A 26,308-nucleotide genomic window follows, 5' to 3' on the forward strand; every position below is an offset into this window, starting at 1 on the left:
CCGCCGGGAGCGGGCGTTTCCCGGCCGGTGCCGTAGCGCGGGAGGAAGGGAGGTCCTGCTGCCGCTACGGTGAGAGCCGGAGCTCTGGTTCTTTTGGCGGATCCGCAGGGAGGAACCAATGGGTGGGGTCGGGCGGGACGGGGCGCGGCCGCTGTCGCGGCTGAGGCTGGATCAGCTGCTCGATGAGCTCCAGGTGCGCATCGACACGGTGCGCAACACGCGTGACCGGTTGCACGCGCTGCTGGAGTCCGTTCTGGAGGTCGGCCAGGAGCTGGATCTGCCGCAGGTGTTGCGGAGGATCGTCGAGGCCGCGGTGGTGCTGGTCGACGCGGAGTACGGGGCGCTCGGCGTCATCGGACAGGGGCGGCGGCTGGCGCAGTTCCTGCCGGTGGGGATCGGCGACGAGACGCAACGCAGGATCGGTCATCTGCCGTCGGGACACGGGCTGCTGGGCGAGCTGATCCGCCACCCCGTGGCGCTTCGGCTCGCCGAGTTGTCGCAGCATCCGGCGTCCTCCGGCTTTCCGGCCGACCATCCGCCGATGCACTCGTTCCTGGGGGTCCCGATCCGGGTGGGGGAGGAGGTCTTCGGCAACCTCTATCTGACGGAGAAGCGCGGTGGCGCCGAGTTCGACGAGGAGGACGAGGCCGTCCTGTCGATGCTGGCGGTGGCCGCCGGGGTGGCGATCCAGAACGCCCGCCTCTACGAGGAGGTGCGGCTGAGGGAGCGGTGGCTGGAGGCCGGTGCCGAGGTCACCAGTGCACTGCTGTCGGGGGTGCCGGAGTCGCAGGTTCTGGAGGTGCTGGTCGAGCGTGCGCGTGAGATCACCTCGGCCGAGCTGGGCGTGGTGGACCTGGTGGAGGCGGCGACCGGCGAACTGCAAGGCGCCCTGGCCCTGGGCCGCGGGGCGGCGAAGCACCAGGGACTGGCCCTGCCGGTGGACGGGACGCTCGCGGGCGCGGCCATGAGCTCGGGTTCGGCCGTCGTCACCGCGGATGTGCGGAAGGACCCACGGGTGACGCACGGGCCCGACCGGTGGGAGGGGCTCGGGCCCGCGGTGGCGGTGCCGATGAGCACCCGGGACGGTGTGCGGGGGGTGCTGCTGCTGGCGCGCGGGGCGGGGCAGCCGCCGTTCAGCGAGGCGGAGAGCAAGCCCCTGCGCGGGTTCGCCGACCAGGCGGCGCTCGCGCTGGAACTCTCCGACCGGCGCCGGGACGCGGAGCAGGTGAGCATCCTGGAGGACCGCGACCGTATCGCGCGGGACCTTCACGATCTCGCGATCCAGCGGCTGTTCGCCACGGGGATGACGCTGCAGAGCGCGCAGCGTTTCGTCCAGCATCCGGAAGCCATGGAACGGGTCGGCCGGGCGGTGGACGACCTCGACACCACCATCAAGATCATTCGCTCGACGATCTTCGGGCTGCGTGCGCACGACGGGCCCGGGACGGGGCCGGGGCTGCGGATACGGATGGTGCGGGCGCTGGAGGGCGTCGCGCCCGCGCTCGGCTTCACGCCCGCACTGCGTATGGAGGGGCTGATCGATGTCGATGTGCCCGGCGACGTCGCCGAGGACGTGCTGGCGGTGCTGGGGGAGTCACTGACCAATGTGGCCCGCCACGCGAACGCCACGGCGGCCGAGGTGGTGCTGGTGGTGCGCGGCGGGGAGGTCGCGCTGACCGTCACCGACAACGGGATCGGGATCCCCGTCGGGGCCGGGCGGCGCGGCGGTCTGCGCAACCTCGCGGAGCGGGCCGACGGGCGGGGCGGGACGTGTGTCGTGGACGCGGCGGAGGGAGGGGGCACACGGCTGGAATGGCGAGTTCCGCTGGGTGGCCGGCGCCCCGGGGTCAACGGTGCCGGGCGTCCGGAGGGAGCTGGGCCGCGATGACCGCGGCCTGGACGCGGCGCTCGACGCCCAGCTTCGACAGGAGCCGGGAAATGTTGTTCTTGACCGTCTTCTCGGAGAGGTAGAGGTGCTTTCCGATCTGGCGGTTGGTGAAGCCCTCGCCGATCAGATCGAGGATCTCGCGTTCGCGCTCGGACAGGCCCGCGAGCCGCTGGTCCCCGGCGGGAACATCCTCCGCCGAGGGGCCCCGCAGCGTGCTCATGAGCCGCGCGGTGGTGGCCGGATCGAGCATCGACTGCCCCGAGGCGACCGTACGCACCGCCGCGACGAGGTCGGTTCCCTTGATCTGCTTGAGGACGTAACCGGCCGCCCCCGCCATGATCGCGTCCAGGAGAGCGTCGTCGTCATCGAACGACGTCAGCATCAGGCAGGACAACTCCGGTGTGCGGGACCTGAGTTCGCGGCAGACGGTGATGCCGTCGCCGTCGGGCAGGCGTACGTCCAGGATCGCCACGTCCGGCCGCAGGGCCGGGCCGCGCGCCAGGGCCTGCTCGCTGGTCGAGGCTTCGCCGAGGACGGTGATGTCGGGCTCGGCGTCCAGCAGGTCGTGCAGCCCGCGGCGCACCACCTCGTGGTCGTCGACCAGGAAGACCCCGATGGTAGGCCTGGAGTCGTGTTCCCTTGCGGCCATGCCGCCCCCTGATGCGGTGTGGTTGCCTCTGTGTCCGATCGTGACGTACAGGGCGGTGCGGGGAACAGGGCCGAACGGTCCACACGGCGTGGTCACCGTGCGGGTCCGCTTCCGTGGGGTGCGTACAGGTCGAGCAGCCGCATCCGTGCCTGTGTCAGCCGGTGGGCGAGGACCTGACCGACCCACTGGGCGACGGCCGCGCCCAGCTGGGGATCGTTGTCGCACATCAGCCGCACGGACAGGGCGTCGAACTCGTACGCGCGCACCGGTGTGGTCGCCTCGCCGCCGAAGTGCCACACGTGGGGAGCGAACAGCCAGGACCAGCCGACGAGTTCGCCGGCGACCAGGCTCTCGATCGCGGCCGAGCGGCGGCCCGGGACGTGCATGTCCAAGGTCACCTGGCCTGTGCGCACGACCCAGAAGCGGTCGGCCTTGCGGCCCTCTTCGAACAGGCGGGTGCCCACGTGGAAGCTCACCTCGCGAGCGGTGTTCATCAGCCGGCTCCGGTGCTTCGCGGGCAGCGCGACCGTCATCCGGACGGCTTGTTTGGTGTCCATTGCCGTGGTTCCTCTCGGGAGGTGGGCAACTCCGCCTGGAAGGCTGCCACTTCATGGGTGATGTCGATGCCGGACGGACGCCGGGAGCGGGGAGCCAGGGGCCGAACGGCCCTCGCGCCGGGTTGGGCAGGTCGGATTACCGCCGCGCGGGCGGCGGTAATCACCGCCCCTCTCAGAGCTTGCGCAGCCAGTCGTCGGCGATGCCGTGCACGGCCGGTTCGTCCGGGTGCAGATGCGAATCGTCGAGCTGGTAGCCGAGCTCGTCGACGACGGCGACGACTCCGTCCACCATGCGCGACATACGTACCGCGAGGGGGATCTCACTGCGCCGTTCCAGCTGCCCGGACAGGGTCACCACGCCCTCCCGCACGGTGATGTCGATCGTGCCGTGCGACAGCCACAGGGTCCCGACCAGCACGTCCCGGACGACCTCGGCGCGGATCTCGTCGTCCGAGCGCAGGAAGACCTGGAGGAGGTCGTGGCGGGTCACGATGCCGACGAGCCGGTCCTCGGCGTCCAGCACGGGGAGGCGTTCGACGCGGTGCGCCGCCATGGTCCGGGCGGCGACGGCGATCGTGCCGTCGGCGCGCACGGTGATCGGCGGGCGGGACATCAGCTCACCCGCCGTCCGGGCCCGGGCCTTCTTCCTTCGGGCGCGTGCACCGCGCCCGAAGGAGGCGGGCCGGAACCGGCGGGGCGGCTCGTACGGGTCCTCCGCCTCCGTCTGCCGGGCCATCAGGTCGGTCTCGGACAGGACGCCGACGACCTTGTCGTCGTCGTCCACCACCGGAAGCCCGCTGATGTGATGCTCTGCCAGCAGCCGGGCGATCTCCTTGAAGGGGACCGATGTGCGCGTGCTCACGACGTCGCTCGTCATGACCGAGCCGACCTTGGCGTGTTTCACGACTTCCTCCTCATCGCGGCCTTCGCGGGTACGGGTCGTGCGGACATCGAGGGCGGTCACCCCGCTCGGCCGGGCGAGAACCGTGTGGCCATGCGAGCAGCCTGTCCCGCCGGCACCGCGGCGGGACAGGGGCCGAATGACCCCTCCGCAGGGCCGGTTCGCCCCTGTATCCCGCCACCGGCCCGGTGCCAGTCTCCGGGAGCGGGGCCGCGACGGCCGCCCACCCCGAGGTGAGCCGGACGACTGAGCACCCCCGTACGCGGTACCCCTACCGACGGCACGCCCCCGACGAAGCCGGAGACACCATGACGAAGCACCGTCCGCCGAACCCGGCCGCCCTCGACGCCCACTGGCGCGCCGCGAACTACCTGTCCGCGGGGCAGATCTATCTGCTGGACAACCCGCTGCTGACCGAGGAGCTGCGGCCCGAGCACATCAAACCGCGCCTGGTCGGCCACTGGGGCACCTCACCCGGCCTCAACCTCGTGCACACCCATCTGAACCGGGTGATCAGGGAGCGCTCGCTCGACGCGATCTGCGTGTGGGGTCCGGGGCACGGCGGCCCGGCGGTGCTGGCGAACTCCTGGCTGGACGGCTCGTATTCGCGCACCTATCCCGACGTCGGCCGGGACGCGGCGGGCATGGCGCGGCTGTTCCGGCAGTTCTCCTTCCCCGGCGGCGTGCCCAGCCATGTGGCTCCCGAGACCCCCGGCTCGATCCACGAGGGCGGCGAGCTCGGCTACTCCCTGGCGCACGCCTACGGGGCCGCGTTCGACAACCCCGGCCTGCTGGTCGCCTGTGTGATCGGCGACGGGGAGGCCGAGACCGGGCCGCTCGCCGCGTCCTGGCACTCGAACAAGTTCCTCGACCCCGTCCACGACGGCGCCGTACTGCCGATCCTGCACCTGAACGGCTACAAGATCGCCAACCCGACGGTCCTCGCCCGGCTGCCCGAGGCCGAACTCGACTCGCTGCTGCGGGGATACGGCCACGAGCCGCTCCACGTCACCGGCTCGGACCCGCTCAAGGTGCACGAGGCGATGGCCCGCGCCCTGGACCACGCCCTGGACCGTATCGACGAGATCAAGCGGACCGGCGTACGGGCGTCCTGGCCGATGATCGTGCTCCGTACGCCGAAGGGCTGGACGGGCCCGGCTGTGGTCGACGGCGAACCGGTGGAGGGCACCTGGCGCTCGCACCAGGTGCCGCTCGCCGCTGTCCGCGAAGACGCCGACCACCTGCGGCAGTTGGATGCGTGGCTGCGCTCCTACCGGCCTCGGGAGCTCTTCGACGCCGACGGCCGCCCCACCGAGCAGGTGCTGGCCTGCGTCCCGGACGGCGAGCGCCGGCTCGGCGCGAATCCGCACGCCAACGGCGGCCTGCTCACCCGCGACCTGCCGCTGCCGCCGCTGGAGCACTTCGCCGTCCCCGTCGACAAGCCGGGCGCGACCCTGCACGAGCCCACCCGGGTCCTCGGCGGTCTGCTGGCCCAGGTGATGGCCGACACCGCCGAGCGGCGCGACTTCCGCGTGGTCGGCCCCGACGAGACCGCCTCCAACCGGCTGGGCGCCCTCTTCGAGGTCACCGGCAAGGCGTGGCAGGCGGAGATCCTGGAGACCGACGAGAACCTGGCCCGCGACGGCCGGGTGATGGAGATCCTGTCCGAACACCTCTGCCAGGGCTGGCTGGAGGGCTACAACCTCACCGGCCGCCACGGCCTGTTCTCCTGCTACGAGGCGTTCGTCCACATCGTCGACTCGATGGTCAACCAGCACATCAAGTGGCTGAAGACGTCGCGGGGCCTGTCGTGGCGCGCCCCCGTCCCCTCCCTCAACTACCTGCTCACCTCGCACGTCTGGCGCCAGGACCACAACGGCTTCTCGCACCAGGACCCCGGCTTCGTCGACCATGTGCTGAACAAGAGCCCCGAGGTCGTACGGGTCTACCTCCCGCCGGACGCCAACACCCTGCTGTCCGTGGCGGACCACGTCCTGCGCTCGCGCGACTACGTCAACGTGGTCGTCGCCGGCAAGCAGCCCTGCTTCGACTGGCTCTCCCTGGAGGAGGCCCGCGGCCACTGCGCGCGCGGCGCGGGCATCTGGGAGTGGGCCGGTACCGAGGGCCGCGACCGCGAGCCCGACGTCGTTCTGGCCTGCGCCGGAGACGTGCCCACCCAGGAGGTCCTGGCCGCCGCCGGGCTGCTGCGCCGCCACCTCCCGGACCTCGCCGTCCGCGTCGTCAACGTCGTCGACATGACGAAGCTGCTGCCCCACGAGGAACACCCGCACGGAATGGCCGACTTCGAGTACGACGCGCTGTTCACCCGCGACAAGCCGGTGATCTTCGCTTACCACGGCTACCCGTGGCTGATCCACCGGCTCACCTACCGCCGCGGCGGCCACGGCCAGCTCCATGTGCGCGGCTACAAGGAGTCCGGCACCACCACGACGCCCTTCGACATGGTCGTCCGCAACGACCTCGACCGGTACCGGCTCGTCATGGACGTCATCGACCGCGTCCCCGGCCTCGCCGTGCGCGCGGCCGGCGTCCGCCAGACCATGGCCGACACCCGCACCCGCCACCACGCCTGGATCCGCGACCACGGCACCGATCTGCCCGAGGTCGCCGACTGGACCTGGACCGGCTGACCCCCACTGGAGGTGGATCATGCATCGCCACATCACGGCCGGTATCGACGGCTCGCGCGAGAGCCTCGACGCCGCCGACTGGGCCGCCCGCGAAGCCGTACTGCGCGGCCTTCCCCTGCACCTGCTCCACGTGGACGAGGAACCCGCGGACCGGACCTTCCTCCCCGAACCGGACGTGCCCGCCGAGCGCGGGCACACGGCCCTGGACCGGGCCGCCGTCCAACTCGCCTACTGCCACCCCGCCTTGGAGATCCGGCCCGCCCACGCCCTCGGCCGGCCCGCCGACACCCTGGTGGAGGCGGCCGAGACCTCCGAGGCCCTGGTCCTGGGCTCGCGTGGCTTGACCGGACTGGCCGCGTTCATGGTCGGCTCGGTCGCCCTCGACGCCACCGCGCGGGCCGCGTGCCCGGTCGTTCTGGTGCGCGCGGGGGAGCGGCCCGAGGACGAGCGGCAGGGGTTGGCGGGCAACGGCCCGTACCGGCCCGTGGTCCTCGGACTCGACCTGGGCCGCCCGTGCGACGAACTGCTCGCGTACGCCTTCGACGCGGCGGCGAGCCGGCACGCGGCGCTGCACGTCCTGCACGCCTGGAGCGTGCCGCTGGTGCCGTCGGCGGACGCGGACGACCCGGCGGAGGAGAAGGCCCGCGCACTGTCCGGGATGCTGTCCGCGTGGCGGCACAAGTTCCCCGACATCGACGTACTGGAGCACGCGCTCCACGGCCGGGCGGGCCACCACCTGCTGCTGGCCTCCACCCGGGCCGGCCTGCTGGTCATCGGCCGCCGCACCGGCATGGGCGACCACCTGGGCCCGGTCGCCCACTCGGTGATCCACCACGTGCTGTGCCCGGTGGCCGTGGTGCCGCACTGCTGACCGGAGGAGAGAGGCCCGGGCGGACAGACACGGTGTCCGCCCGCGATCGAAGCCGCCGCCGGTGCCTACAGGACGGTGCTGCCAAGCGGCCGGTCCGGGCCCCCGCCCGGCGGGACGAAGAACAGGGCGGAGCCGAAGTGTTCGACGAACGGGCCGAGTGCGTCGTGGCCCGCGAGGCGGCGTTGTACGCGGGTGAACAGGTTGGGGTCGTTCATGTACGCGAGGAAGAGCAGACCCTGGTCGTCGGGGGCGTTGTCGTAGGAGTATCCGCGGCGCAGCATCCGGGCCCCGCCGTCGAATCGGGGGTGGGCGAGGCGGACGTGGGCGTCGGCCGGGAGCAGGTAGCTGCCCTGTGACGTCTTGGCGAAGAGATCGGCTTCGGTGTGTTCGGGGCCGCCCTGGAGGGGGCCGCCGTGCGGTTTGCGGCGGCCCATGACGCGTTCTTGGCGTTCTACGGGCAGATTGCCGAACTCGGCCGTCGCCAGCCGGATGCGGCGCACCACCAGGTAGGTGGCGTTGTGGTGGGGCCCGGGGCCGAGCCACACCCATCGTTCGGCCTCCTTGGCGCTCGGGTTGGCGGTGCCGTCCTTGAAGCCGAACAGGTTGCGGGGGGTCTCTCCTGGCGTCGTCGCGGGCAGGAAGCCCGCCTGGTGCCAGCGCGGGCGCAACACGCCCGGCACGGCCCGCTCCAGCCGCCGCGCGAGATCGGTGCAGACGGCCGGGGTGCCGGCGCAGATCTGCAGGAACACCTGGCCGCCCCCGGCTTCGGGGCGCAGCCGGTCACCGGCGAAGGCGGGGAGGTCGCGGAGCGCCTCCGGTGTCCGTGAGCCGAGGCGGGTGAAGAAGGCGGGGCCGAAACCGACCGTGACGGTCGGGCCGTCGCGCGCGGTGGACGGGCGGGCGGTGAGCAGGGGCGTCCACGCGGCGAACATACGCCGGACGGCGTCCCGGCCCGACGGACCGTGGGTGCCGGGGCTCAAGTCGTAGGAAAGCAGGAGCACACGGGGAGGCTGCGGGTCCGTCACGCCCGGCTGGCGGCCGGGCTGGGAGGACGGGGCGGGGGCGGGGGTGCGGGATCCCTGGCAGCCGGTCACGGCGGCGGCCGTGCCGAGGGCGGCCAGCCCGCCGAGCAGGCCGCGCCGGGCGGGCCCGTTCATGTCGGGGCCCCCGGCGGGACCGCCGTCCGACGAGCTTCGTGCGGAAGAGGCACGCTGTTCATCCCCCTTCATGCCCCTCGCGGGGCAAGTAGTCGTATAAGGGGCGTAGTTCGCATTCGCGGCGCTTCGCACGATACACCTGGCGCCGTGCTCGCTCTCGTTTCTCGCCTTCTGCCGCGGCGTCGGCTCGGCCTGCCCGTCGCCGCGCTGCTCCTGCTCGTTCCGGCGTGTTCCGGCCCGGTGGACGACTCCGCCCCGCCCGGTCGCGGCCCGGCCGCCACCCTGCGCGTGCCGCGGGACTTCGGGTCCATCCAACAGGCGGTGGACCACGCGCGCCCCGGCGATCTGGTGCTGGTCGCGCCCGGCGTCTACCGGGAGAGCGTCACGGTCGCCGTGCCCCGCGTCGTCCTGCGCGGCGCGGATCGCAACGGCACGGTCATCGACGGCGAGTTCCGCCGCGCCAACGGCGTCACCGTGACCGGGGCGGGGTCGGCCGTGGAGAATCTGACGGTCCGCAACCACCTCGCCAACGGCGTGCTGTTCACCGGCGTGACCGACGCGTCCCGGCACACCGGCGGCGCCGGGGGAGCGGGGTACGAACGGCTCGACACCAAGGCGTACCCCCCGCTCAAGGGCTTCCGGGCGTCCTACGTCACGGCTCACAACAACGCGCTGTACGGCATCTACGCGTTCGACGCCCGCGAGGGGATCATCGAGGACTCGTACGCCTCCGGCCAAGCCGACTCCGGGATCTATGTGGGCCAGTGCCGTCCGTGTCTCACCACCGTGCGGCGCAACACCGTCGAGCACAACGCCGTGGGCATCGAAGTCACCAACGCCTCCGAGGAGTTGTACGTCCTCGGCAACACGGCCCGCCACAACCGCGTCGGGGCGACCGTGAACTCCAACGACCTGGAGGCCCTGGCCCCCCAGCACCGCGCGATGTTCACCGGCAACGCCTTCACCGACAACAACGACGACGGCAGCCCCGAGCAGGCCGACGGCGGCTACGGCATCGGGATCGGCCTGGGCGGAGGCACGGACAACACCGTCGAGCGCAACCTGATCAGCGGCAACCGCCGGGCCGGGGTGCTGCTGACCGATGTCGCCGGGTATCCGGCGGCCCGTAACGCGGTCCGGGACAACCGGGTCACCGGCAACGGGACCGACCTGGTGCTCGCCACCTCCGCCGTCGCGGGCAACTGCTTCGACGCCAACACGCCCGACCGGGTGTCCCCGGCGGACCTCACCGACGCGGCGCGCTGCGGGCGGCCGGCGGGGCGGTGGCGGGTGCCCGGGTCGGTGCCCGTCGTCGCCGCACCGGCGGGACTGTCCTTCCGGCTGGTGCCCGCTCCGCCGCCGCAGCCGTCCATGCCCCGGGCGTCCTCCACGCCCGCGCGGGCGGCCGTGGGTCTGCCCGGGCGCCCGGAGGCGCAGAGCTATCCGCTGCCGTCCGGGTCCGCGTAGCCGCGCGTCACGCCCGTGTCGAGGCCGCCGGGGAGGGCCACGGGCCCGGCGGCAGCGGTGAGCGGCGCCCGGTGAAGTCGACCGTCACGGGGTCGCCCCCGCTGGTGAGCACCGCCTCGACCCGGCCGAGCACGCCCGTCTCGTCGATCCAGTACGTCACCGGCGAGGTGGGCGGGCCCGACGGCTTCGCGCCGCCGGCAGTACGGGTGGTGGGGCGGGGCCCGGCGAACAGCGTGTAGGTGTGGCCCCGCAGCCGCTTCTCGCCCAGCCACTGGGGGCCCGACTGCGCCAGGAGCTGGGCGTTCTCGGGGCGGTCGCTGCCGAGGGCCAGTACCAGGCGCAGCGCGCGGTCCACCGGGTCGCGGGTGTAGGAGCGCCTGGACCAGCGGGATGCGGCGCCCGGCCGTTCCAGGTGGCCCCCGCCGGGCGCCACCGATACGCCGGCCGCGTCCCAGGCGACCCGGCCGTCCCGGCCGAGGGCGCGGTAGCTGCCGAGAGCACGGTGGGCGGCGTAGTCGACCACGGCCTCGACACCGACGTCGGTGTCCGCCGCGGGCACCCGCAGCCGGACCGAGGCCGGGCCGCTCTCGTACACCGACAGGCGGGCCAGAGCCAGCCGCTGGGCCTCCTCCAGGGTGACCGGCCGACGCCGGTCCGGTGCACCGCAGGCCGTCGTCCCCATGAGCAGCGCCGCCGTGAGCAGCGCGGCGCAGCCGCCGTGGCGCAGCGCCCGGCGTGCCGTATGTCCCATCACCGGGTCAGCACACCACCGGCCGGGCGCGGCGGACGGCCGTGACACGGTCGGGTGGGCCGTTCAGGCGCAGCAGTCGTTGCGGCGGTGACACCCGGATGGCCCCTTCGCCACGGTGGGCCCCGGCCCGACGTGCTCGAATGGCGGCCAGGGCGCCGGTGCCCGATGCCGTCGCCGCAGCCAGCAGGAGCCGCCGTGACGCCGCTCATACGCCGCCCGCGTTCGCCGATACTCGTGGGCGCCCTCGCCGCCCTTCTGGTCGCGGTGGCCGCCCCGACCCCCGCCGCCGCGCCCGCACCCGCGTGCACCGTGGACACCGGCCCGTACCAGTGGCAGCTGGAGCAGTATCTGCGCCTGCCCGCCGACGGACGTCAGTCCAGCGCCGACTGCGTGGCGATCCGCGCCTTCCAGGAACTCCACGGCATCCTCCCCGCCGACGGCTCCGCGAGCCTGGCCACCTATCGCACCACCCTGGTGATCGAGGAACGCCGCGCCCCCAACAAGAACGGGACCTGTCCGCACCGGGAGGAGCGGCTCGTCTGCGTCGACCTCGCGCGCCAGCTCCTGTGGGTGCAGCGCGACGGCCAGGTCGTCTACCCGGCGGTCGCGGTCCGCACCGGGCGCTGGGGCCAGCAGACCCGCAACGGCTGGCACGAGATCACCGAGCGCCGCATCGACGACCACTCCGAGCTGTACGACAACGCGCCCATGCCGTACTCCCAGTACTTCTCCGGCGGCCAGGCCTTCCACGGCGTCTACGGCGACCTGTTCAACGGCGGCGGCTCGGCCGGCTGCATCAACCTCCGCCTCCAGGACGCCCAGCTCCTGTGGAACACCACCGACCTCGGCGACCCCGTCTTCATCTGGGGCCGCAAACCCGCGACGTGAAGGACCGCCCGGGTGAATCCGCCGTGGCGCACGGGTGAGTCCTCGGCATGATCACTTCTGTCGATCACGAGGGACCGGCGGTGTGATGTTCATTCAATTCGTCGTATCAGGTGACGGCGGAAATGAGACATCACCATGCACCATCCCCCACGGCCCCCCTCGGGCCGGATCCGATTCTGGGCGGCAGGCGGCGCCGCCCTCATGCTGGCCGCGCCCCTCATCGCCGCCACCACGGCGGCGCACGGCCCGTCGGCCCGCGCCGACGGCACGGTCGACGTCACCGTGGTACGGGACGTGGACTCCGACGGCAGCTGGACCCCGGCGCTGGAAGTCGGGGAGAGGGGCATCCCCGTCACGATCACCGATGCGGCGGGCACGGCCCGTACCTCGGTCACCGCGGACGACGGCAAGGCGCGGTTCGCGCCCTCGGCCCTCGGGCTGACCGGCGGGCGCTACCGGGTCGAGGCGGTCATCCCGCCCGACAAGCGGTTCCTGCGCCCGGCGCAGGCGGGCGGGCCCGCCCCGTCGCTGTCGTCCCTGGTCGAATTCGTCGACGTGACCGACGGGAAGAACGCCTCCGTCGTGACCGGCGTCCACGTCCCGGCCGACTACTGCCAGGCCAACCCGACCCTGGCCACGCCCTGTTCGCATCAGAGCGCACCCGGCACGGTGGGCACCAAGGCCCTGGTGTCCTGGCCGTACGACCGCACCGGCGACGGCCCGGCACCGGACGACGAAGCAACCTTCGAGCAGATCGGCGCCACCTACGGCCTCGCCCACAAGCGCGACACCGACCAGCTCTTCGTCGGCGCGCTCACCAAGCGTCTGATGCCGTACGGGCCCGCCGGACCCGGCGGCATCTACGTCGTCGACCGCAAGACGAAGCAGACCTCGCTGTTCGCGACCGTCCCGGACGCCGGGGACGCCAAGCACTCCGCGGACCTCACCCGCGACACCCTGGAGATCAACAACGCGGTCGGCAAGGAGGCCCTGGGCGACCTCGACCTGGCCGACGACGGCCACACCCTGTACGCGGTGGGGCTCAAGGCCAAGAGCCTCTACGTCTACGACACCACCGGCGCCGGACCCGGCAAACCGGCGGCCCAACCCCAGCGGACCATCGCGATCCCGGACCCCGGCTGCCCGAGCGGCGCGGACGACTGGCGCCCCTACGGTCTCGGCTTCCACGACGGCGCCCTGTACGTGGGCGGCACGTGCAGCGCCGAGTCGTCCCAGAAGGACGCGGACCTGCGCGCGTACGTGCTGAAGCTGGGCGGCACCTCGTTCTCGACCGTCGTCTCCCACGACCTCGCCTTCGAGCGGGGCATGGGCTACTCGTCGGTCAAGGGCGACACCCACTGGCGGCACTGGCTCAGGAGCTGGGACCCGTACGCCTGGTTCCTCCAGGCCAACTACCCCCAGCCGATGCTGTCCGACATCGTCTTCGACCGCGACGGCTCGATGATGCTCGGCTTCCGGGACCGGCTCGGCGACCAGGCCGGCTACGAGGCCCTGCCGCCCGAGGGCGCCACCAACGACACCGCGCAGCGCTCGCTGTTCCCGGCGATGGGCGACATCACCCGGGTGTGCAGGAAGGGCGCCGAGTGGGTGTGGGACAGCACCTCGGCGGACTGCCCCAACCACTTCGTCAACGGCAGTGCGCCGCCGCAGCAGGACGGGGTGAAGGAGTACTACTACGGCGACTCCACGCTCGGCCAGCTCGCGGAGTCGCTCCAGGGCGGCCTCGCGTTCGCTCCCCGCTTCACCAAGACCGTGGCGACCATCGTCGATCCGCTGACGATCTTCTCCGGCGGTGTGCGGAAGCTCGACAACACCACGGGCGCGGGCTCCGACGACTACCAAGTGGACGGCGGAACCGGCTCCTTCGGCAAGGCCAACGGCCTGGGCGACCTGGAGCTCCTGTGCGACGAGGCGCCGGTGCAGATCGGCAACCGGGTCTGGTTCGACCGCGACCGCGACGGCATCCAGGGCCCGGCGGAGGAGCCCATCCCCGGCGCTACGGTGACGCTGCTCGACAAGGACGGCAAGGTCGTCCACAGCACGAGGACCAATGAGCGCGGCGAGTACTACTTCCAGGTCGAGCCGCACACCGAGTACCGGATCAAGTTCGATGTGACCACGGCCGACACCGGCGGCATCCCCGAGAAACCCGCACCCGGGGACCTCGTGCCCACGGAGAGGGACCAGGGGCGCAACCGCTCCATCGACTCCGACCCGGACCCGCGCACCCAGATCGACCGGCTCACCACCGGGGCGGCGGGCGACAACGACCACACCCACGACGCCGGTTACTACATCCCGCCCAAGGGGCAGGTGAGCGTCGTCAAGCACGACGCCAGGACGGGCAGGCCGCTGCCCGGAGCGGTCTTCCAGCTGTGGCGGGAGACCAACGGACACGACGGTCTGCAGACCACCGGGGACAGGCCCGACACCCGGCAGGGCGCCGCGTGCACGACCGGCGCCGACGGCACGTGCACGGTCGAGGATCTGCCGCTCGGGTCGTACTACTGGCAGGAGACCAAGGCCCCGGACGGCCATGTCCTGCCCGTACCAGGCGTCTTCGGACCGCTGCGCCTGACGGCCGGTGACGCCGAGAAGGGGGTCTCGGTCACCGTCGACAACCAGCCCGTCCAGGGCAAGCTCAAGATCCTCAAGCGGGACGCCACCTCCCACGAGCCCCTGCGGGGCGCGGTGTTCGAGCTGTGGCAGGAGACGAACGGGACGGGCGGCCTGCAGACCGGCGGAACCACCCCGGACACCAAGCACGGTGCGGCGTGCGCCTCCGACGGGCAGGGCCACTGCACCTTCACCGGCCTCCCGCTGGGCACCTACTACCTGCGGGAGACCGCGGTGCCCGAGGGCTACCGTCTGCCCGCGCAGCCGGTGACCGGCCCGTACTCGGTGACGGCCGCCAACGCCGAGCAGGGCATCGAGATCAGCCTCGTGAACCAGAGAGGCGAACCGGACAAGGGAAAGGGCAAGGGAGGCAAGGGCGGGCCCCGTTGACCCGACCCACCTCGTCTGACCTGACCTGACCTGACCCGGGCCGTACCGGTCCGCCGACCGCACGGGCCCCCGAGCGCATCCGCGCCCCGGGGGCCCGTCGTCATGGCTCCACCGGCCCCGGCGCCTCGCACGACCCGTGCTTCAGCCACCGCGTGTACGCCGGGCTGTCGGCGCGGGCGTTCGCGTAACCGGTCTGCACACGGCGGAGGATCTCGGTGCCGTGCGGGGCGAGCGGCCCGTCGCGGCGCCAGGCCAGAACATGGCGGTAGTGGAGGGGATTTCCGGTCAGTGGGCGCACGGCGACACCGGGAACCTCGATGAACGTGGCCTGGCACAGGCTGACGGCCAGTCCGGCCCGCACGATCTCGATCAGCTGGCGCCCCTCGGCCTCGTACGGGGCCGAGGGGCGGCGGTGTGTCAGGGCGCAGACCGACGACCAGTACTCGCGGGTGCGGTCCCGGTCCGGGCCCGGCACCGCCCAGTCCTCGTCGAGGAGCTGGGCCAGGGCCACTTCCCGCTGGGCGGCCAGCGGATGGGCAGCGGGCAGCAGCGCGAACACGGGCTCGGTGGCGAACGGGACGAGGACCACCCCGTCACGCGGCAGGAGCTCGTCGTGGGGGTTGTCGCCGAGGACGGCGGCTTCCAGGCGGCCCGCGACCACGTCTTCCAGGAGCGCCACGGGGGAGGGGTGCGAGCGGGCGGTGACCTCGGTGCCGGGCAGCGACTCCCGTACCGCCAGGATGAGATGGCCGAGGAGGGGGCCGCCGACGGAGCCGAGGCGGACGCGGTGGGGGGCCGACATCCGGCGGGCGGCGCGGGTGGTGTCCGCGAGCAGGCCGTCGACTCCGGGCAGGATCGACTGGGCGCGGGTGAGGACCAGTTCACCGAAGCCGGTGGGGACCGCGCCGTCCCGTCTGCGGTCGAAGAGGGCGCCGCCGAGCATGGTCTCGATACGGCGGAGCTGCGCGCTGAGCCCGGGCTGGGTCATGCGCAGCGCGGCGGCCGCCTTGGTGAGGCTCCCGGCCTCCGCGATCGCGCACACCACCCGCAGGTGCCGCAGCTCCAGATCCATGGCGCGGATGTTATGGAGCGACGACATCTTTCGGACAGGGCTGGGACCCCTCCACTCTTATGTGAAATGTCACATGCCATTCATCTGGAGGTCGCGAGTCCATGAGAAGCACCGCTCCTGTCCCTTCCCCCAAGTCCGCGCGCGCCGCGCGCCGGACGCTGCCATTGCCCGTCCTGGCCCTCACCGTGCTGCTCCTCCTGCTTGGCGTGGCGCCGGCCCCCGCGCAGGCCGACGCCGCCTCCGACTGCGCACTGCGCGGCACCACCGGCTGGTCGGACGAGGGGCACAGCACCGACCGCACTGTCTTCCAGCGCTCGACCGGCACCCGCAAGGTCGCCATGATCTTCGTGGACTTCCCGGACGCGGCGGCCACCGAGGCTCCGGCCGATGACGCGGCGCAGCTCACGCCTGGCGCGAACTGGCTGTGGAACGCCTCGTACGGCAAGGCGTGGCTCGCCATCAGCCAGCACCGGTGGTGGGTGCGCATGCCGCACGACTCCACCTCGTACGGCTTCGCGCGCGGACTGAGCCACGAAGCCCACGAGGCGTACCTCAGGGACGCGGTGAGGGCCGCCGACCCGGCGGTGGACTTCTCCGGGTACGACATGGTCTACGTCGTCCCCACCAGGAATGCGACGGCCATCTCTTTCACGCCGACCTATGTGTACCAGCCGGGCACCGCGGGCGTCGTCGCCGACGGTACGACCGTGAAGTGGGCGGTCACGTTCGGCCAGGACATGTGGAACTGGGGCCCCAAGCTGGTCGGCCACGAGACGGCGCACACCTTCGGCCTGCCCGACCTGTACGCCTTCGAGGCGGGCAGCGACGCACACCGGTTCGTCGGCGGCTGGGACGTCATGGGCCTGATAGGCGGGAAGGCGCCGCAGTACTTCGGGTGGGAGTCGTGGAAGCTCGGCTGGACCGACGACGGCCAGGTCGCCTGCCAGGCGTCGCGCGGCACCCGCACGGTGGACCTCACCGCCGTCGAGTACGGCGGCGGGACCAAGATCGCCGTGGTGCCGACCGGGCCGACGACCGCGTACGTCGTCGAATCGCGCCGGGCGGTCCAGGCGGATACGGCGGTCTGCTCGACCGGCGCGCTCATCTACAAGGTCGACACGTCCGTGCCGACCGGATACGGGCCGATCCGCGTCGTGGACGCCAAGCCCGCCGCCACTCCGGCCGGCGGCTGCCGTCCGCTGGACGACGCGCCGTACTGGTCCGGCGAGTCGTTCACGGACCCCGCGGCCGGGGTACGGATCGACGTGCTGAGCGCCGACGGGTACGGGGAGCGGGTCCGGATCACCAAGTCGTAGACGGGGGAGAGGATCGCAAGGGTGTGCCCCGGAACCGTTCGTGGTTCCGGGGCACACCCGCCGTCAGGCCGCCTCGGGGAAGTGACAGGCGACCTGGCGTGCCTCGCCCGGCGCGGCGATCCGCAGCACGGGCGCCTCGCTGCGGCACCGTTCCTGTGCCTTGGGGCAGCGGGGGTGGAAGGAGCAGCCCGGTGGGGGCGCGGCCGGGCTCGGCGGGTCGCCCAGGAGCGTGATGCGCTCGCGGGCCCGCTCGGCGGCCGGGTCGGGCAGCGGGACGGCGGAGAGCAGTGCGCGGGTGTAGGGGTGGGCCGGGGCTGCGTACACCCGCTCCTTCGCGCCGATCTCCACGATCCGGCCCAGGTACATGACTGCGACCCGGTCGCAGACCCGCTTGACCACCGACAGGTCGTGGGCGATGAAGAGGTAGGCCAGCCCCAGTTCCCGCTGCAGGCGTTCCATCAGGTTGACGATCTGGGCCTGGACGGAGACGTCGAGGGCCGAGACGGGCTCGTCCGCGATGACGAGCCGGGGCCGGGTGGCCAGCGCGCGGGCGATGCCGATGCGCTGGGCCTGGCCGCCGGAGAACTCGTGCGGGAAGCGGTCGATCTGCTCGGGTATGAGCCCCACCAGCTCCATCAGCTCGGCGGCCCGCCGACGCGCGTCCGCCGCCGAACTCCCTTGCACAAGCAGGGGGTCGGAGATGATCCGTGCGACGGTCTGGCGCGGGTTGAGTGAGGAGTGCGGGTCCTGGAAGACCATCTGGATCTCGCGGCGCAGCGGCTTGAGCTCGCGCTGGGAGAGATGGCTGATGTCGTGGCCGTCGTAGGCGATCGACCCGCTTGAGGGCTCCAGCAGACGCACGATGGTGCGGCCGGTGGTGGACTTGCCGCAGCCGGACTCGCCGACCAGGCCGAGCGTTTCGCCGGGTGCCACGTCGAAGCTGATGCCGTCGACCGCCCGTACGGGAGCCGAGCCGCGCCGCCGGGCGGGGTAGACCTTGGTCATGTCCCGTACGGACAGCAGGGGTTGGGTCGCTGTGGTCATGAAGGGGCGCCTTCGTACGTGGGGAGGTGGCAGGCGGACGCGTGGCCGGCGGGCCCCGACAGCAGGGGCAGTTCGGTCTCGCAGCGCAGCCGCTCGCTCGCGGCGGCCGACGCGGCCCGGGAGCAGCGGGGCGCGAACGCGCAGCCGGGAGCCGGGGTGAGCAGGGAGGGCGGGCTGCCGGGGATGGCCCGCAGCGGTGCGTCGTCGGGGTCGTCGAGCCGGGGCAGTGAGTCGAGCAGGCCGCGGGTGTAGGGGTGGGCCGGGGCCGCGAACAGGGTGTCCACGGGGGCCTGTTCGACGGCCCGGCCGCCGTACATCACCAGGACCTCGTGGGCGACGCGCGCCACCACCCCCAGATCGTGGGTGATCATGACGACGGCGAGCCCCCGCTCCTGCTGCAGGCGGGCGATCAGTTCCAGGATCTGGGCCTGCACGGTGACGTCGAGCGCGGTGGTCGGCTCGTCCGCGATCAGCAGCTCGGGCTCGCAGGCCAGCGCCATCGCTATCATCACGCGCTGGCGCATACCGCCCGAGAACTGGTGCGGGTACTCGCCCACCCGGCGCCGCGGCTCCGGGATGCCGACCTCGGCGAGCATCTCCACCGCACGTCGGCGGGCCACCGCGCGGCCGGAGCGGAAGTGGACGCGGTGGTGTTCGGCGATCTGCTCGCCGACCGTGTAGTAGGGGTGGAGGCTGGAGAGCGGGTCCTGGAAGATCATCGCCATCCGGCGGCCGCGCAGCCGGTTCAGCTCACGCTCCGTCAGGCCCACCAGCTCCTCGCCGTCGAGCGCGATGGAGCCGGTGACCTGGGCGCCGGTGTGCAGGCCGAGGACGGCCATGGAGGTGACGGACTTGCCGGAGCCGGACTCTCCCACGATGCCCAGGGTGCGGCCCCGGTGGACGTCGAAGTCGAGGGAGTCGACGGCCCGTACGGGACCGTGCCGCGTGGGGAAGGTGACGCTCAGGTTCCGCACGGACAGCAGGGGCTCGCGCGCGTCCCGCGGGGGCGCGGCTGGGGGTGCGAGTGCGGGCGAGGTGGGGCGGGGCGCGTCCATCAGTACCTCACTCGCGGGTCGACGACGGCGTAGAGCAGGTCGACGGCCAGGTTGGCGACGACGATGAAGGCGGCGGCGAGCAGGGTCACGCCGAGGATGACGGGCTGGTCGCCGCTGGACAGGGCGCCGTAGAAGAGCCGTCCGATGCCCGGCAGCCCGAAGATGGACTCGGTGATCACCGCGCCCGCGAGCAGTCCGCCCAGGTCCATCCCGAAGATGGTCAGGATCGGCGTCATCCCCGCCCGCAGCCCGTGCTTGACCACGACGGTGCGGCGGGGCAGGCCCTTGGCGCGGGCGGTGCGGATGTACGGCTCCGCCATGGTCTCGATCATCGAACTGCGGCTCTGGCGCGCGTACATGGCCGCGTACAGGACGGCGAGCGCCAGCCAGGGCAGGAGCAGGTTGGACGCCCAGTGGACCGGGTCCGAGCCGAAGGACACGTACTGCGGATAAGGCAGCAGTCCGGCGGTTCTGATCAGGCCGTAGATCAGCATGATGGAGGTGAAGTAGACGGGCAGTGAGGCCGCGGCGACCGCGCCGACCATCAGGACCTTGTCGGTGAGGGTGTCCTTGCGCAGCGCCGCGGTGACTCCGGCGGACAGACCGAGCACCAGCCACAGGACCGCCGAGCCGAGTGCGAGCGAGGCGGAGACGGGCAGGCGGTCCATGAGCAGGCCCCACACCGATTCGCTGTTCTCGTACGAGTAGCCCAGGCACGGGAAGTCGCAGTGCAGCGCGTACTGGCCGCTGCCCATGGTGCGGCCGGTGAAGATGCCGGAGGCGAACTCCCAGAACTGCTTCCAGATCGGCTCGTCCAGACCCATGTGGGTGCGGATCGCCGCCAGGCGTTCGACGCTGCACGACTTGCCGCACGCGGCGGCGGCCGGGTCGGAGGGCAGGACGTAGAAGATGGTGAAGGTGACGGCGGCGATCGCGATCAGGACGCCGGTCACCCCGAGCAGCCGGCGGCCGATGTAGAGGATCATGAGCGGCTTCCCCTCGGGTCGAGGATGTCCCGCAGCGCGTCGCCGAGCAGGGTGAAGGCGAGCACCGTGAGGAAGAGGCAGGTGCTCGGGATGACGAAGTACATGGGGTCCGTGTCGTAGAAGGCGACGCTCTCGGCGATCATCTGGCCCCAGGAGGGGGTGGGCGGGCGGACACCGACGCCGAGATAGCTGAGGGCCGCCTCGGTGGCGATCATGCCGGGGATGATCAGGGTGGTGTACGCGATGACGGGCCCCGCGACGCCCGGCAGGATGTCCCGGGTGAGGATCCGCCAGGAGCCCGAGCCGTTGACCCGCGCCGCGTCGACGTACTCGCGGTGCTTGAGCGAGAGGGTCTGGCCGCGGACGACCCGGGCGATGCCCGGCCAGCCGAACAGGCCGATCACGGCGGTCATCAGCGCGATGCGGTTGACGTCCTTGGCCACCGACATCATCGCGATCATGAAGATGAGGGAGGGGAAGGACATGGTGAGGTCCATGAGCCGGCTGAGGACCGCGTCGGTGCGCCCGCCGAAGTAGCCGGCCGCGATCCCGGCGGCCGTGCCCGCGACCACGACGATCGCGGTCGCGGTGAAGGCGATCAGGAGGGAGACCTGGGCGCCGTGCACGACCCGGGCGAACAGGTCGCGCCCGGTGACGGGTTCCACGCCCAGCCAGTGGTCGGCGGAGACGCCGCCGAGGGTCCCGAGCGGCTGACCGCCCAGGTACGGGTCGACGGCGGTCTTGTCGAACTCCTCGGGCGACCAGCCGCCGAGCCTGCTCAGCAAGGGGGCGGCGGCCGCCATGACGACGAAGAGCGCCACGACGGCGAGGGAGATCTTGACGGAGGTGCGGCGGCGCAGTTCCGCGCGGGCCAGCTGCCAGGGGCCGCGGCCCGTCGGCGCGGCCGCCGGTGCGAGGGTGGTGGTCATGATCCGGCAGACCCTCAGCCCTGGCTCTTCGAGGGGTCCTTGAGGCCGGCCGTGGCGTAGTCGAGCTGACCGCCGAAGGAGGTCTGGCCGTAGGCGCCCGCGATGTTGGTGCCGAGCACCAGCGGCCAGCGGCGCACCAGGACCGGTACGGTCGGGGCCTTGGCGAGGATCTCGCCGTCCAGCTGCTGCCATGCGGCGTTGGCCTGCTTGGCGTCCGTCATGGCGGCGATCTCGTCCATCTTCTTCATGGTGGCGTCGTCGCGGAAGAGCGAGTGGTTGCCGGAGTTGCCCTTCTCCTTGATGTAGCGGCCGTCGAAGACGAAGGGCAGGAAGGTGGATCCTGACGGGTAGTCAGGACACCAGCCCGTGTAGACCATGTCGGTCCGGTTCTTGGTGTCACCGATCGTCGCGTAGAACGCGGACGGGTCGACGGTCTCGATGGTGACCTTGATCCCGGCCTTGCCGAGCGCCTGCTGGATCGCCTCGGCGCGGCCCTTGTCGCCGGTCGAGACGGTCATCTTGGTCGTGAACCCGTCCGGCTTGTCCGCCTCCTTGAGGAGCTGCTTGGCCTTGGCCACGTCGCCGGCCACGGGCACCTTCACAGTGTCGGGCTGCTTGCCGCCGAAGAGGGAGGCGGGCATGTACGCGGTGGAGGGGTCGTTGAAGGCGGGGCCGCCGGACGCGGTGAGGACGGAGTCCTTGTCGAGGGCGTACTGCACGGCCTGACGGACCTTCACGTTGTCGAACGGGGCGTGCCCGGTGTTCATCTGGACCATGTCGGTGCAGTTGGTGGACTCGGCGATCAGCCGCTTGCGGATCTCGGCGCTGGGCAGCACCTTGGCCGCGCTCTCCGGCCGCAGGGCGCCCCAGGAGACGGCGGAGGCGTCGGCGCCCTGGGAGGCGATGAGCCGGTCGTCGATCTGGTTGGGCTTGAGCCCCATGACCACAACGAGCTTGTCCGGGTACGCCTTGCGCACCTGGTCGGTGGCGGCGTCCCAGTGGGTGTTGCGGACCAGCACCATCTTCTTGCCGCGCTCGTACGACTCGATCTTGTACGGGCCCGAGGAGTACGGCCGGTTGTCGTACTGGGGTCCCTTGTCCTGGGCCTGGGGGACCGGCGCGAAGGTCGGCATCACGGTGGCGTTGGGGAACTCCGCGAAGGGCTTGCGCAGTTCGAAGACGATCGTGTGGTCGTCCGGCGTCTTGACGGAGTCCAGGTGCTTGCCCTGGGCCGGGCCCTGGTAGCCCTCGGCGCCGGCGAGGTAGCGGGCCGCGTAGTCGGCGCCGCCGGGCAGGTCGGGCGAGAAGGACCGCTCCACGTTGTACTTGACGTCCTTGGCGGTGACGGGGCTGCCGTCCTCGTACTTGACCCCCGGCTTGAGGTGGAAGGTCCAGGTCTTCGCGCCGTTGGAGGAGGTGCCCAGATCGGTGGCCAGGTCGGGTACGAGCTCACCGCCGCCGGTGCCGGGGGCGGCCTTGTAGGTGACCAGGGTGCGGTAGAGCAGCCGGGTGCCGAAGTCCATGTCGTTCATGACCCAGTTGCGGGCCGGGTCGAGGTGGGTGAAGTCCTGGTTGGACAGGACGGTCAGGGTGCCGCCCTTCTGGGGAGTGCCGCCCACGACGGTGCCCGCGTTGGCGGTCGCCGGGTTCTTGCCCCCGGCGTCCGGGCCCGCGTCCGAGTGCTTGGTCTTCGAGCAGCCGGTCGCCCCGAGGGCGAGGGACGCCGCCAGGGCGGTGGCGAGGGCGGTGAGGGTGCGCTTGTTCATCAGTGGTCACTCCGAGAGCGCGAGGCAGTCTGACAGCCAGCTGACAGCCGGGGCTGGCTGGAATGTGACCTGTAACATAGTAATGTGAAATTGTACTGACAACCCATTGGCCACTCCTTTACCTACTCGTGTCCCAACGGGCCGCCAGGAAGTACCTCTTGGCTTCTCCTGGCTCACCTCTTGGCCAACGCAGTGCAATGTGAAATATTACTGCTGTGCCCACGAGAACATCCTCGGACGTCATCGTCATCGGTGCGGGCGTGGTCGGCGCGGCCTGCGCCTACTACGCCGCACGCGCCGGCCTCACCGTCACCGTCGTCGACCGCGGCCCCGTCGCGGGCGGCACCACCGGCGCCGGCGAGGGCAACCTCCTGCTCTCCGACAAGGAGCCCGGCCCCGAACTCTCCCTCGCCCTCGCCTCCGCCGAGTTGTGGCGCGAGCTGGCCGAACTGCTCCCGCCGCAGATCGAGTACGAACCCAAGGGCGGCCTGGTCGTCGCCTCCGGCGAGGCCGGGATGGCGGCCCTGCGCGGCTTCGCGGCCCGGCAGGAGAGCGCCGGTGTACGGGTCAAGGAGGTCCCGGCGGACCGCTTGAACGACCTGGAGCCCCACCTGGCCCCGGGCCTGGCGGGCGGCTACCACTACCCGCAGGACGCCCAGGTCATGCCCGCCCTCGCCGCGGCCCATCTGCTGCGCGCGGGCGGCGACCGCATCCGCCTGCGGCTAGGCGAGGACGTCACGGATCTGCTCACCGGGGAAGGCGGCGAGGTGAGAGGGGTGCGCACGGCGAGCGGCGCGCGGATCCACGCCCCGTACGTGGTGAACGCGGCGGGCACCTGGGGCGGCCAGATCGCCCGGCTCGCGGGCGTGGAGCTGCCCGTCCTGCCGCGCCGCGGCTTCGTCCTGGTCACCGAGCCGCTGCCCCGTGTGGTGCGGCACAAGGTGTACGCGGCGGACTACGTCGCCGACGTCGCCAGCGACTCCGCGGCGCTCCAGACCTCGGCGGTGGTCGAGGGCACCGCCGCGGGCCCGGTCCTGATCGGCGCCAGCCGGGAGCGGGTCGGCTTCGACCGCACCCTGTCCACCGAGGCGCTGCGTCGTCTCGCCGCCCAGGCCGTCGCCCTCTTCCCGGTCCTGGGCACGGTGCGGGCGCTGCGTACGTACGCGGGTTTCCGCCCCTATCTGCCCGACCATCTGCCCGCCATCGGCCCCGACCCCGCGGTGCCCGGCCTCCTGCACGCCTGCGGCCACGAAGGAGCGGGGGTCGGGCTCGCCCCGGTCACCGGGCTGATCGTGGCGGCGTGCGTGACGGGCGGCCAACTGCCGCTGGACATCGCCCCGTTCGCCCCCGGCCGGTTCGCGTCGAAGGGCTGAGCCGAGCCCGGCTCGCCCTCCGCGCGAGCCTCCTCCCGGACCTCCCGGACCTCCCGGACCTCCCGGACCTCCCGGGCTTCCCGGGCTTCCTGGAGGAGCGCCCCTGCCATCCCCCTTGTCCGTCCGCTCCGTACTCCTGCGGATGGACCGACCCCGCCCGCCGCACAAGGAGGCTTCCCGTGGCCCGAACCCCCGCCGACCTGGTCGGGACGCGCACCGGCCCATCGTTCGAGATCACCTTCGAGGACCAGCCCGTGCCCGCTCTGCCCGGCCAGTCCGTCGCCGCCGCGCTGTGGGGCGCGGGCATCCTCGCCTGGCGGACCACCCGCACCACCGGCCGCCCGCGCGGCGTGTTCTGCGGCATCGGGCAGTGCTACGACTGCCTCGCCACCATCAACGGGCAGCCCAACCGCAGGGCCTGTCTGGTGCCCGCCCGTCCCGGAGACACGGTGGTCACCCAGGAAGGACACGGACATGCGTCCCTCGGCTGAGACGCCCGCGGCGCCCGAGGCGAGCGACCCGTACGATCTCGCGGTGATCGGCGCCGGCTGCGCCGGGCTCGCCGGCGCCGTCACCGCCTCCGAACTCGGCCTGTCCGTCGCCCTGCTGGACGCCTCGCCGCAGATCGGCGGGCAGTTCTTCCGGCACCCGGCACCGGCCACCGGAGCGGCCCGCCCCGAGGCCCTCCACCACGACTGGTCCCTCTTCACCGGGCTCCGCCGTCGCCTGGAGGCGAGCGCGGTGGACCGTCTCGGCGGCCACCACGTGTGGACCGTCACCCGCGACGGCGACGGCGGCCCCTGGGCGGTGCACGCCGTCACCGGGGCCGACGGAGGCGAGGAGCGCGCGGTGCGGGTGCGAGCCCGGGCGGTGCTGCTGGCGACTGGCGCGTACGAGCGCCAACTGCCCTTTCCCGGCTGGACGGTGCCCGGTGTCGTGGGCGCCGGAGGGGCCCAGGCCATGCTCAAGTCCGGCCTCGTGCTCCCCGGCCGACGCGTCGTCGTGGCGGGCAGCGGCCCCCTGCTGCTCGCGGTCGCCTCCTCGCTGGCCGCCGCCGGGGCGCGGGTGCCCGCCGTCATCGAGGCGTCCGGCTACCTGGGTTACGCCCGACACCCATACGCGCTCGCGGCCAACCCGCGCAAACTCGCCGAGGCGGCCGTGCACGGCGGAGCGCTGCTGCGCCACCGGGTACGGCTGCGCACCCGCAGCGCCGTCACCGAGGTGCACGGCACCGACCGCGTGGAGGCGGTCACCGTGTCCCGGCTCGACCGCGACTGGCGGCCCGTGCCCGGCAGCGGCCGCCGGATCGAGTGCGACGCGCTGGCCGTGGGCCACGGCCTGGCACCGCAGATCGAACTCGCCACGACCCTGGGGTGCGCCACCCGCACCACCCCCGACCGGACCACCGCCCTGGCCCTGGACGCCTCCCAGGAGACCTCGGTACGAGACCTGTGGGCGGCGGGGGAGCCCGGCGGCGTCGGCGGGGCCCGACTGGCGGGCGTGGAAGGGGAGTTGGCCGCACTCGCGATCGCCGCCCGGCTGCGCGGGCGCCCCGCCCGTCGCGGCCGCGTCCGGGAACTGGAGCGCCGCCGGGACCGGATGCGCGTCTTCGCCGACGCCATGGCCGCCGCGCACGCGCCGGGTACCGGCTGGCAGCAGTGGCTCGCCGACGACACCGAGGTGTGCCGGTGCGAGGAGGTGACCGCGCGGAGCGTCCGCGCGGCGGTCACCGACCTCGGGGCGCGCGACGCGCGCAGCGTCAAGCTGTTCACCAGGGCCGGGATGGGCTGGTGCCAGGGCCGGATGTGCGGTGCGGCCGTGGCCTGTCTGGCCGCGCCGCACGGCGACGCGGACCCGCTCGCGGATCCGGCCCCCGAGCGGCGGCCCTTCGCCGTGCCGGTACCGCTCCGCGCACTCGGCTCGCTCGACGCCCCCGATTCCGCCCCGCACACGGACTGAC

Annotated in this window: 21 protein-coding genes; 10 read left to right on the forward strand and 11 right to left on the reverse strand. The window is 72.5% G+C overall.

Going from position 1 to position 26,308, the window contains the following annotated elements; genetic code table 11:
- Positions 1–118 precede the first annotated feature (118 nt).
- Positions 119–1,888 carry a GAF domain-containing sensor histidine kinase gene (locus OG965_RS36420; protein ID WP_371656342.1) on the forward strand — a complete coding sequence of 590 codons (1,770 nt, stop codon included), beginning with the start codon at positions 119–121 and terminating at the stop codon, positions 1,886–1,888.
- Here the strand turns inward: OG965_RS36420 and OG965_RS36425 are convergent.
- From OG965_RS36425 to OG965_RS36435, 3 genes are all read right to left on the reverse strand, one after another.
- On the reverse strand, positions 1,848–2,537 hold the full coding sequence (locus OG965_RS36425; protein ID WP_371656343.1) for a response regulator: 690 nt from the start codon (positions 2,535–2,537) through the stop codon (positions 1,848–1,850). The two genes, OG965_RS36420 and OG965_RS36425, sit on opposite strands and share 41 nt — an antisense overlap.
- Before the next feature lie 92 nt (positions 2,538–2,629).
- The gene (locus OG965_RS36430) at positions 2,630–3,094 is read right to left on the reverse strand and encodes a Crp/Fnr family transcriptional regulator (protein ID WP_371656344.1); all 465 of its coding nucleotides are present in this window, start codon (positions 3,092–3,094) and stop codon (positions 2,630–2,632) included.
- A 172-nt stretch (positions 3,095–3,266) separates the two neighbouring features.
- A complete protein-coding gene (locus OG965_RS36435) occupies positions 3,267–3,998 on the reverse strand; it encodes a CBS domain-containing protein (RefSeq protein ID WP_371656345.1) in 732 nt (243 codons plus the stop codon).
- Positions 3,999–4,303: 305 nt separating this feature from the next.
- On the opposite strand from OG965_RS36435, the gene OG965_RS36440 reads away from it, so the two are divergent.
- Positions 4,304–6,646 (forward strand): phosphoketolase, encoded by a 2,343-nt coding sequence (locus tag OG965_RS36440; protein ID WP_371656346.1) that lies wholly within the window; start codon positions 4,304–4,306, stop codon positions 6,644–6,646.
- A gap of 19 nt (positions 6,647–6,665) precedes the next feature.
- The gene (locus tag OG965_RS36445) at positions 6,666–7,517 is read left to right on the forward strand and encodes a universal stress protein (RefSeq protein WP_371656347.1); all 852 of its coding nucleotides are present in this window, start codon (positions 6,666–6,668) and stop codon (positions 7,515–7,517) included.
- Positions 7,518–7,582: 65 nt separating this feature from the next.
- Here the strand turns inward: OG965_RS36445 and OG965_RS36450 are convergent, their stop codons facing one another.
- Positions 7,583–8,674 carry a Dyp-type peroxidase gene (locus OG965_RS36450; RefSeq protein ID WP_371656348.1) on the reverse strand — a complete coding sequence of 364 codons (1,092 nt, stop codon included), beginning with the start codon at positions 8,672–8,674 and terminating at the stop codon, positions 7,583–7,585.
- Positions 8,675–8,821: 147 nt separating this feature from the next.
- On the opposite strand from OG965_RS36450, the gene OG965_RS36455 reads away from it, so the two are divergent.
- On the forward strand, positions 8,822–10,141 hold the full coding sequence (locus tag OG965_RS36455) for a nitrous oxide reductase family maturation protein NosD (RefSeq protein WP_371656349.1): 1,320 nt from the start codon (positions 8,822–8,824) through the stop codon (positions 10,139–10,141).
- A 7-nt stretch (positions 10,142–10,148) separates the two neighbouring features.
- On the opposite strand, the gene OG965_RS36460 is transcribed toward OG965_RS36455, so the two are convergent.
- Complete coding sequence (locus OG965_RS36460) at positions 10,149–10,895, reverse strand: hypothetical protein (protein WP_371656350.1); 747 nt, start codon at positions 10,893–10,895, stop codon at positions 10,149–10,151.
- A 192-nt stretch (positions 10,896–11,087) separates the two neighbouring features.
- On the opposite strand from OG965_RS36460, the gene OG965_RS36465 reads away from it, so the two are divergent.
- Together OG965_RS36465 and OG965_RS36470 are read left to right on the forward strand one after the other, a co-directional pair.
- Positions 11,088–11,780: a L,D-transpeptidase family protein gene (locus OG965_RS36465; RefSeq protein WP_371656351.1), complete on the forward strand. Its 693-nt coding sequence runs from the start codon at positions 11,088–11,090 to the stop codon at positions 11,778–11,780.
- Between the two features lie 135 nt (positions 11,781–11,915).
- Positions 11,916–14,807 (forward strand): collagen binding domain-containing protein, encoded by a 2,892-nt coding sequence (locus OG965_RS36470; RefSeq protein ID WP_371656352.1) that lies wholly within the window; start codon positions 11,916–11,918, stop codon positions 14,805–14,807.
- A gap of 100 nt (positions 14,808–14,907) precedes the next feature.
- Here the strand turns inward: OG965_RS36470 and OG965_RS36475 are convergent, their stop codons facing one another.
- Positions 14,908–15,879 (reverse strand): LysR family transcriptional regulator, encoded by a 972-nt coding sequence (locus OG965_RS36475; RefSeq protein WP_371656353.1) that lies wholly within the window; start codon positions 15,877–15,879, stop codon positions 14,908–14,910.
- A gap of 101 nt (positions 15,880–15,980) precedes the next feature.
- Here OG965_RS36475 and OG965_RS36480 point away from each other — a divergent pair, with 101 nt between their 5' ends.
- On the forward strand, positions 15,981–17,195 hold the full coding sequence (locus OG965_RS36480; protein ID WP_371656354.1) for a M6 family metalloprotease domain-containing protein: 1,215 nt from the start codon (positions 15,981–15,983) through the stop codon (positions 17,193–17,195).
- A gap of 63 nt (positions 17,196–17,258) precedes the next feature.
- On the opposite strand, the gene OG965_RS36485 is transcribed toward OG965_RS36480, so the two are convergent.
- From OG965_RS36485 to OG965_RS36505, 5 genes are read right to left on the reverse strand one after another with little or no spacing between them, the layout of a single operon-like run.
- Complete coding sequence (locus tag OG965_RS36485; RefSeq protein WP_371656355.1) at positions 17,259–18,239, reverse strand: ABC transporter ATP-binding protein; 981 nt, start codon at positions 18,237–18,239, stop codon at positions 17,259–17,261.
- On the reverse strand, positions 18,236–19,294 hold the full coding sequence (locus OG965_RS36490; RefSeq protein ID WP_371656356.1) for an ABC transporter ATP-binding protein: 1,059 nt from the start codon (positions 19,292–19,294) through the stop codon (positions 18,236–18,238). Before OG965_RS36490 ends, OG965_RS36485 begins: the two co-directional genes overlap by 4 nt.
- Positions 19,294–20,280, reverse strand: a complete 987-nt coding sequence (locus tag OG965_RS36495; RefSeq protein WP_371656357.1) for an ABC transporter permease — start codon at positions 20,278–20,280, stop codon at positions 19,294–19,296. Before OG965_RS36495 ends, OG965_RS36490 begins: the two co-directional genes overlap by 1 nt.
- The gene (locus OG965_RS36500) at positions 20,277–21,209 is read right to left on the reverse strand and encodes an ABC transporter permease (RefSeq protein ID WP_371656358.1); all 933 of its coding nucleotides are present in this window, start codon (positions 21,207–21,209) and stop codon (positions 20,277–20,279) included. Before OG965_RS36500 ends, OG965_RS36495 begins: the two co-directional genes overlap by 4 nt.
- A 14-nt stretch (positions 21,210–21,223) precedes the next feature.
- Positions 21,224–22,975, reverse strand: coding sequence for an ABC transporter substrate-binding protein (locus OG965_RS36505; protein WP_371656359.1), 1,752 nt, complete (start codon positions 22,973–22,975; stop codon positions 21,224–21,226).
- Between the two features lie 215 nt (positions 22,976–23,190).
- On the opposite strand from OG965_RS36505, the gene OG965_RS36510 reads away from it, so the two are divergent.
- From OG965_RS36510 to OG965_RS36520, 3 genes are all read left to right on the forward strand, one after another.
- Positions 23,191–24,348: an NAD(P)/FAD-dependent oxidoreductase gene (locus tag OG965_RS36510; RefSeq protein WP_371656360.1), complete on the forward strand. Its 1,158-nt coding sequence runs from the start codon at positions 23,191–23,193 to the stop codon at positions 24,346–24,348.
- A 179-nt stretch (positions 24,349–24,527) separates the two neighbouring features.
- Positions 24,528–24,839: a (2Fe-2S)-binding protein gene (locus tag OG965_RS36515; RefSeq protein WP_371656361.1), complete on the forward strand. Its 312-nt coding sequence runs from the start codon at positions 24,528–24,530 to the stop codon at positions 24,837–24,839.
- On the forward strand, positions 24,823–26,307 hold the full coding sequence (locus OG965_RS36520) for an NAD(P)/FAD-dependent oxidoreductase (RefSeq protein ID WP_371656362.1): 1,485 nt from the start codon (positions 24,823–24,825) through the stop codon (positions 26,305–26,307). Before OG965_RS36515 ends, OG965_RS36520 begins: the two co-directional genes overlap by 17 nt.
- Position 26,308: the final 1 nt, after the last annotated feature.

It is taken from the genome of Streptomyces sp. NBC_00224 (assembly GCF_041435195.1).
Taxonomy (GTDB): domain Bacteria; phylum Actinomycetota; class Actinomycetes; order Streptomycetales; family Streptomycetaceae; genus Streptomyces.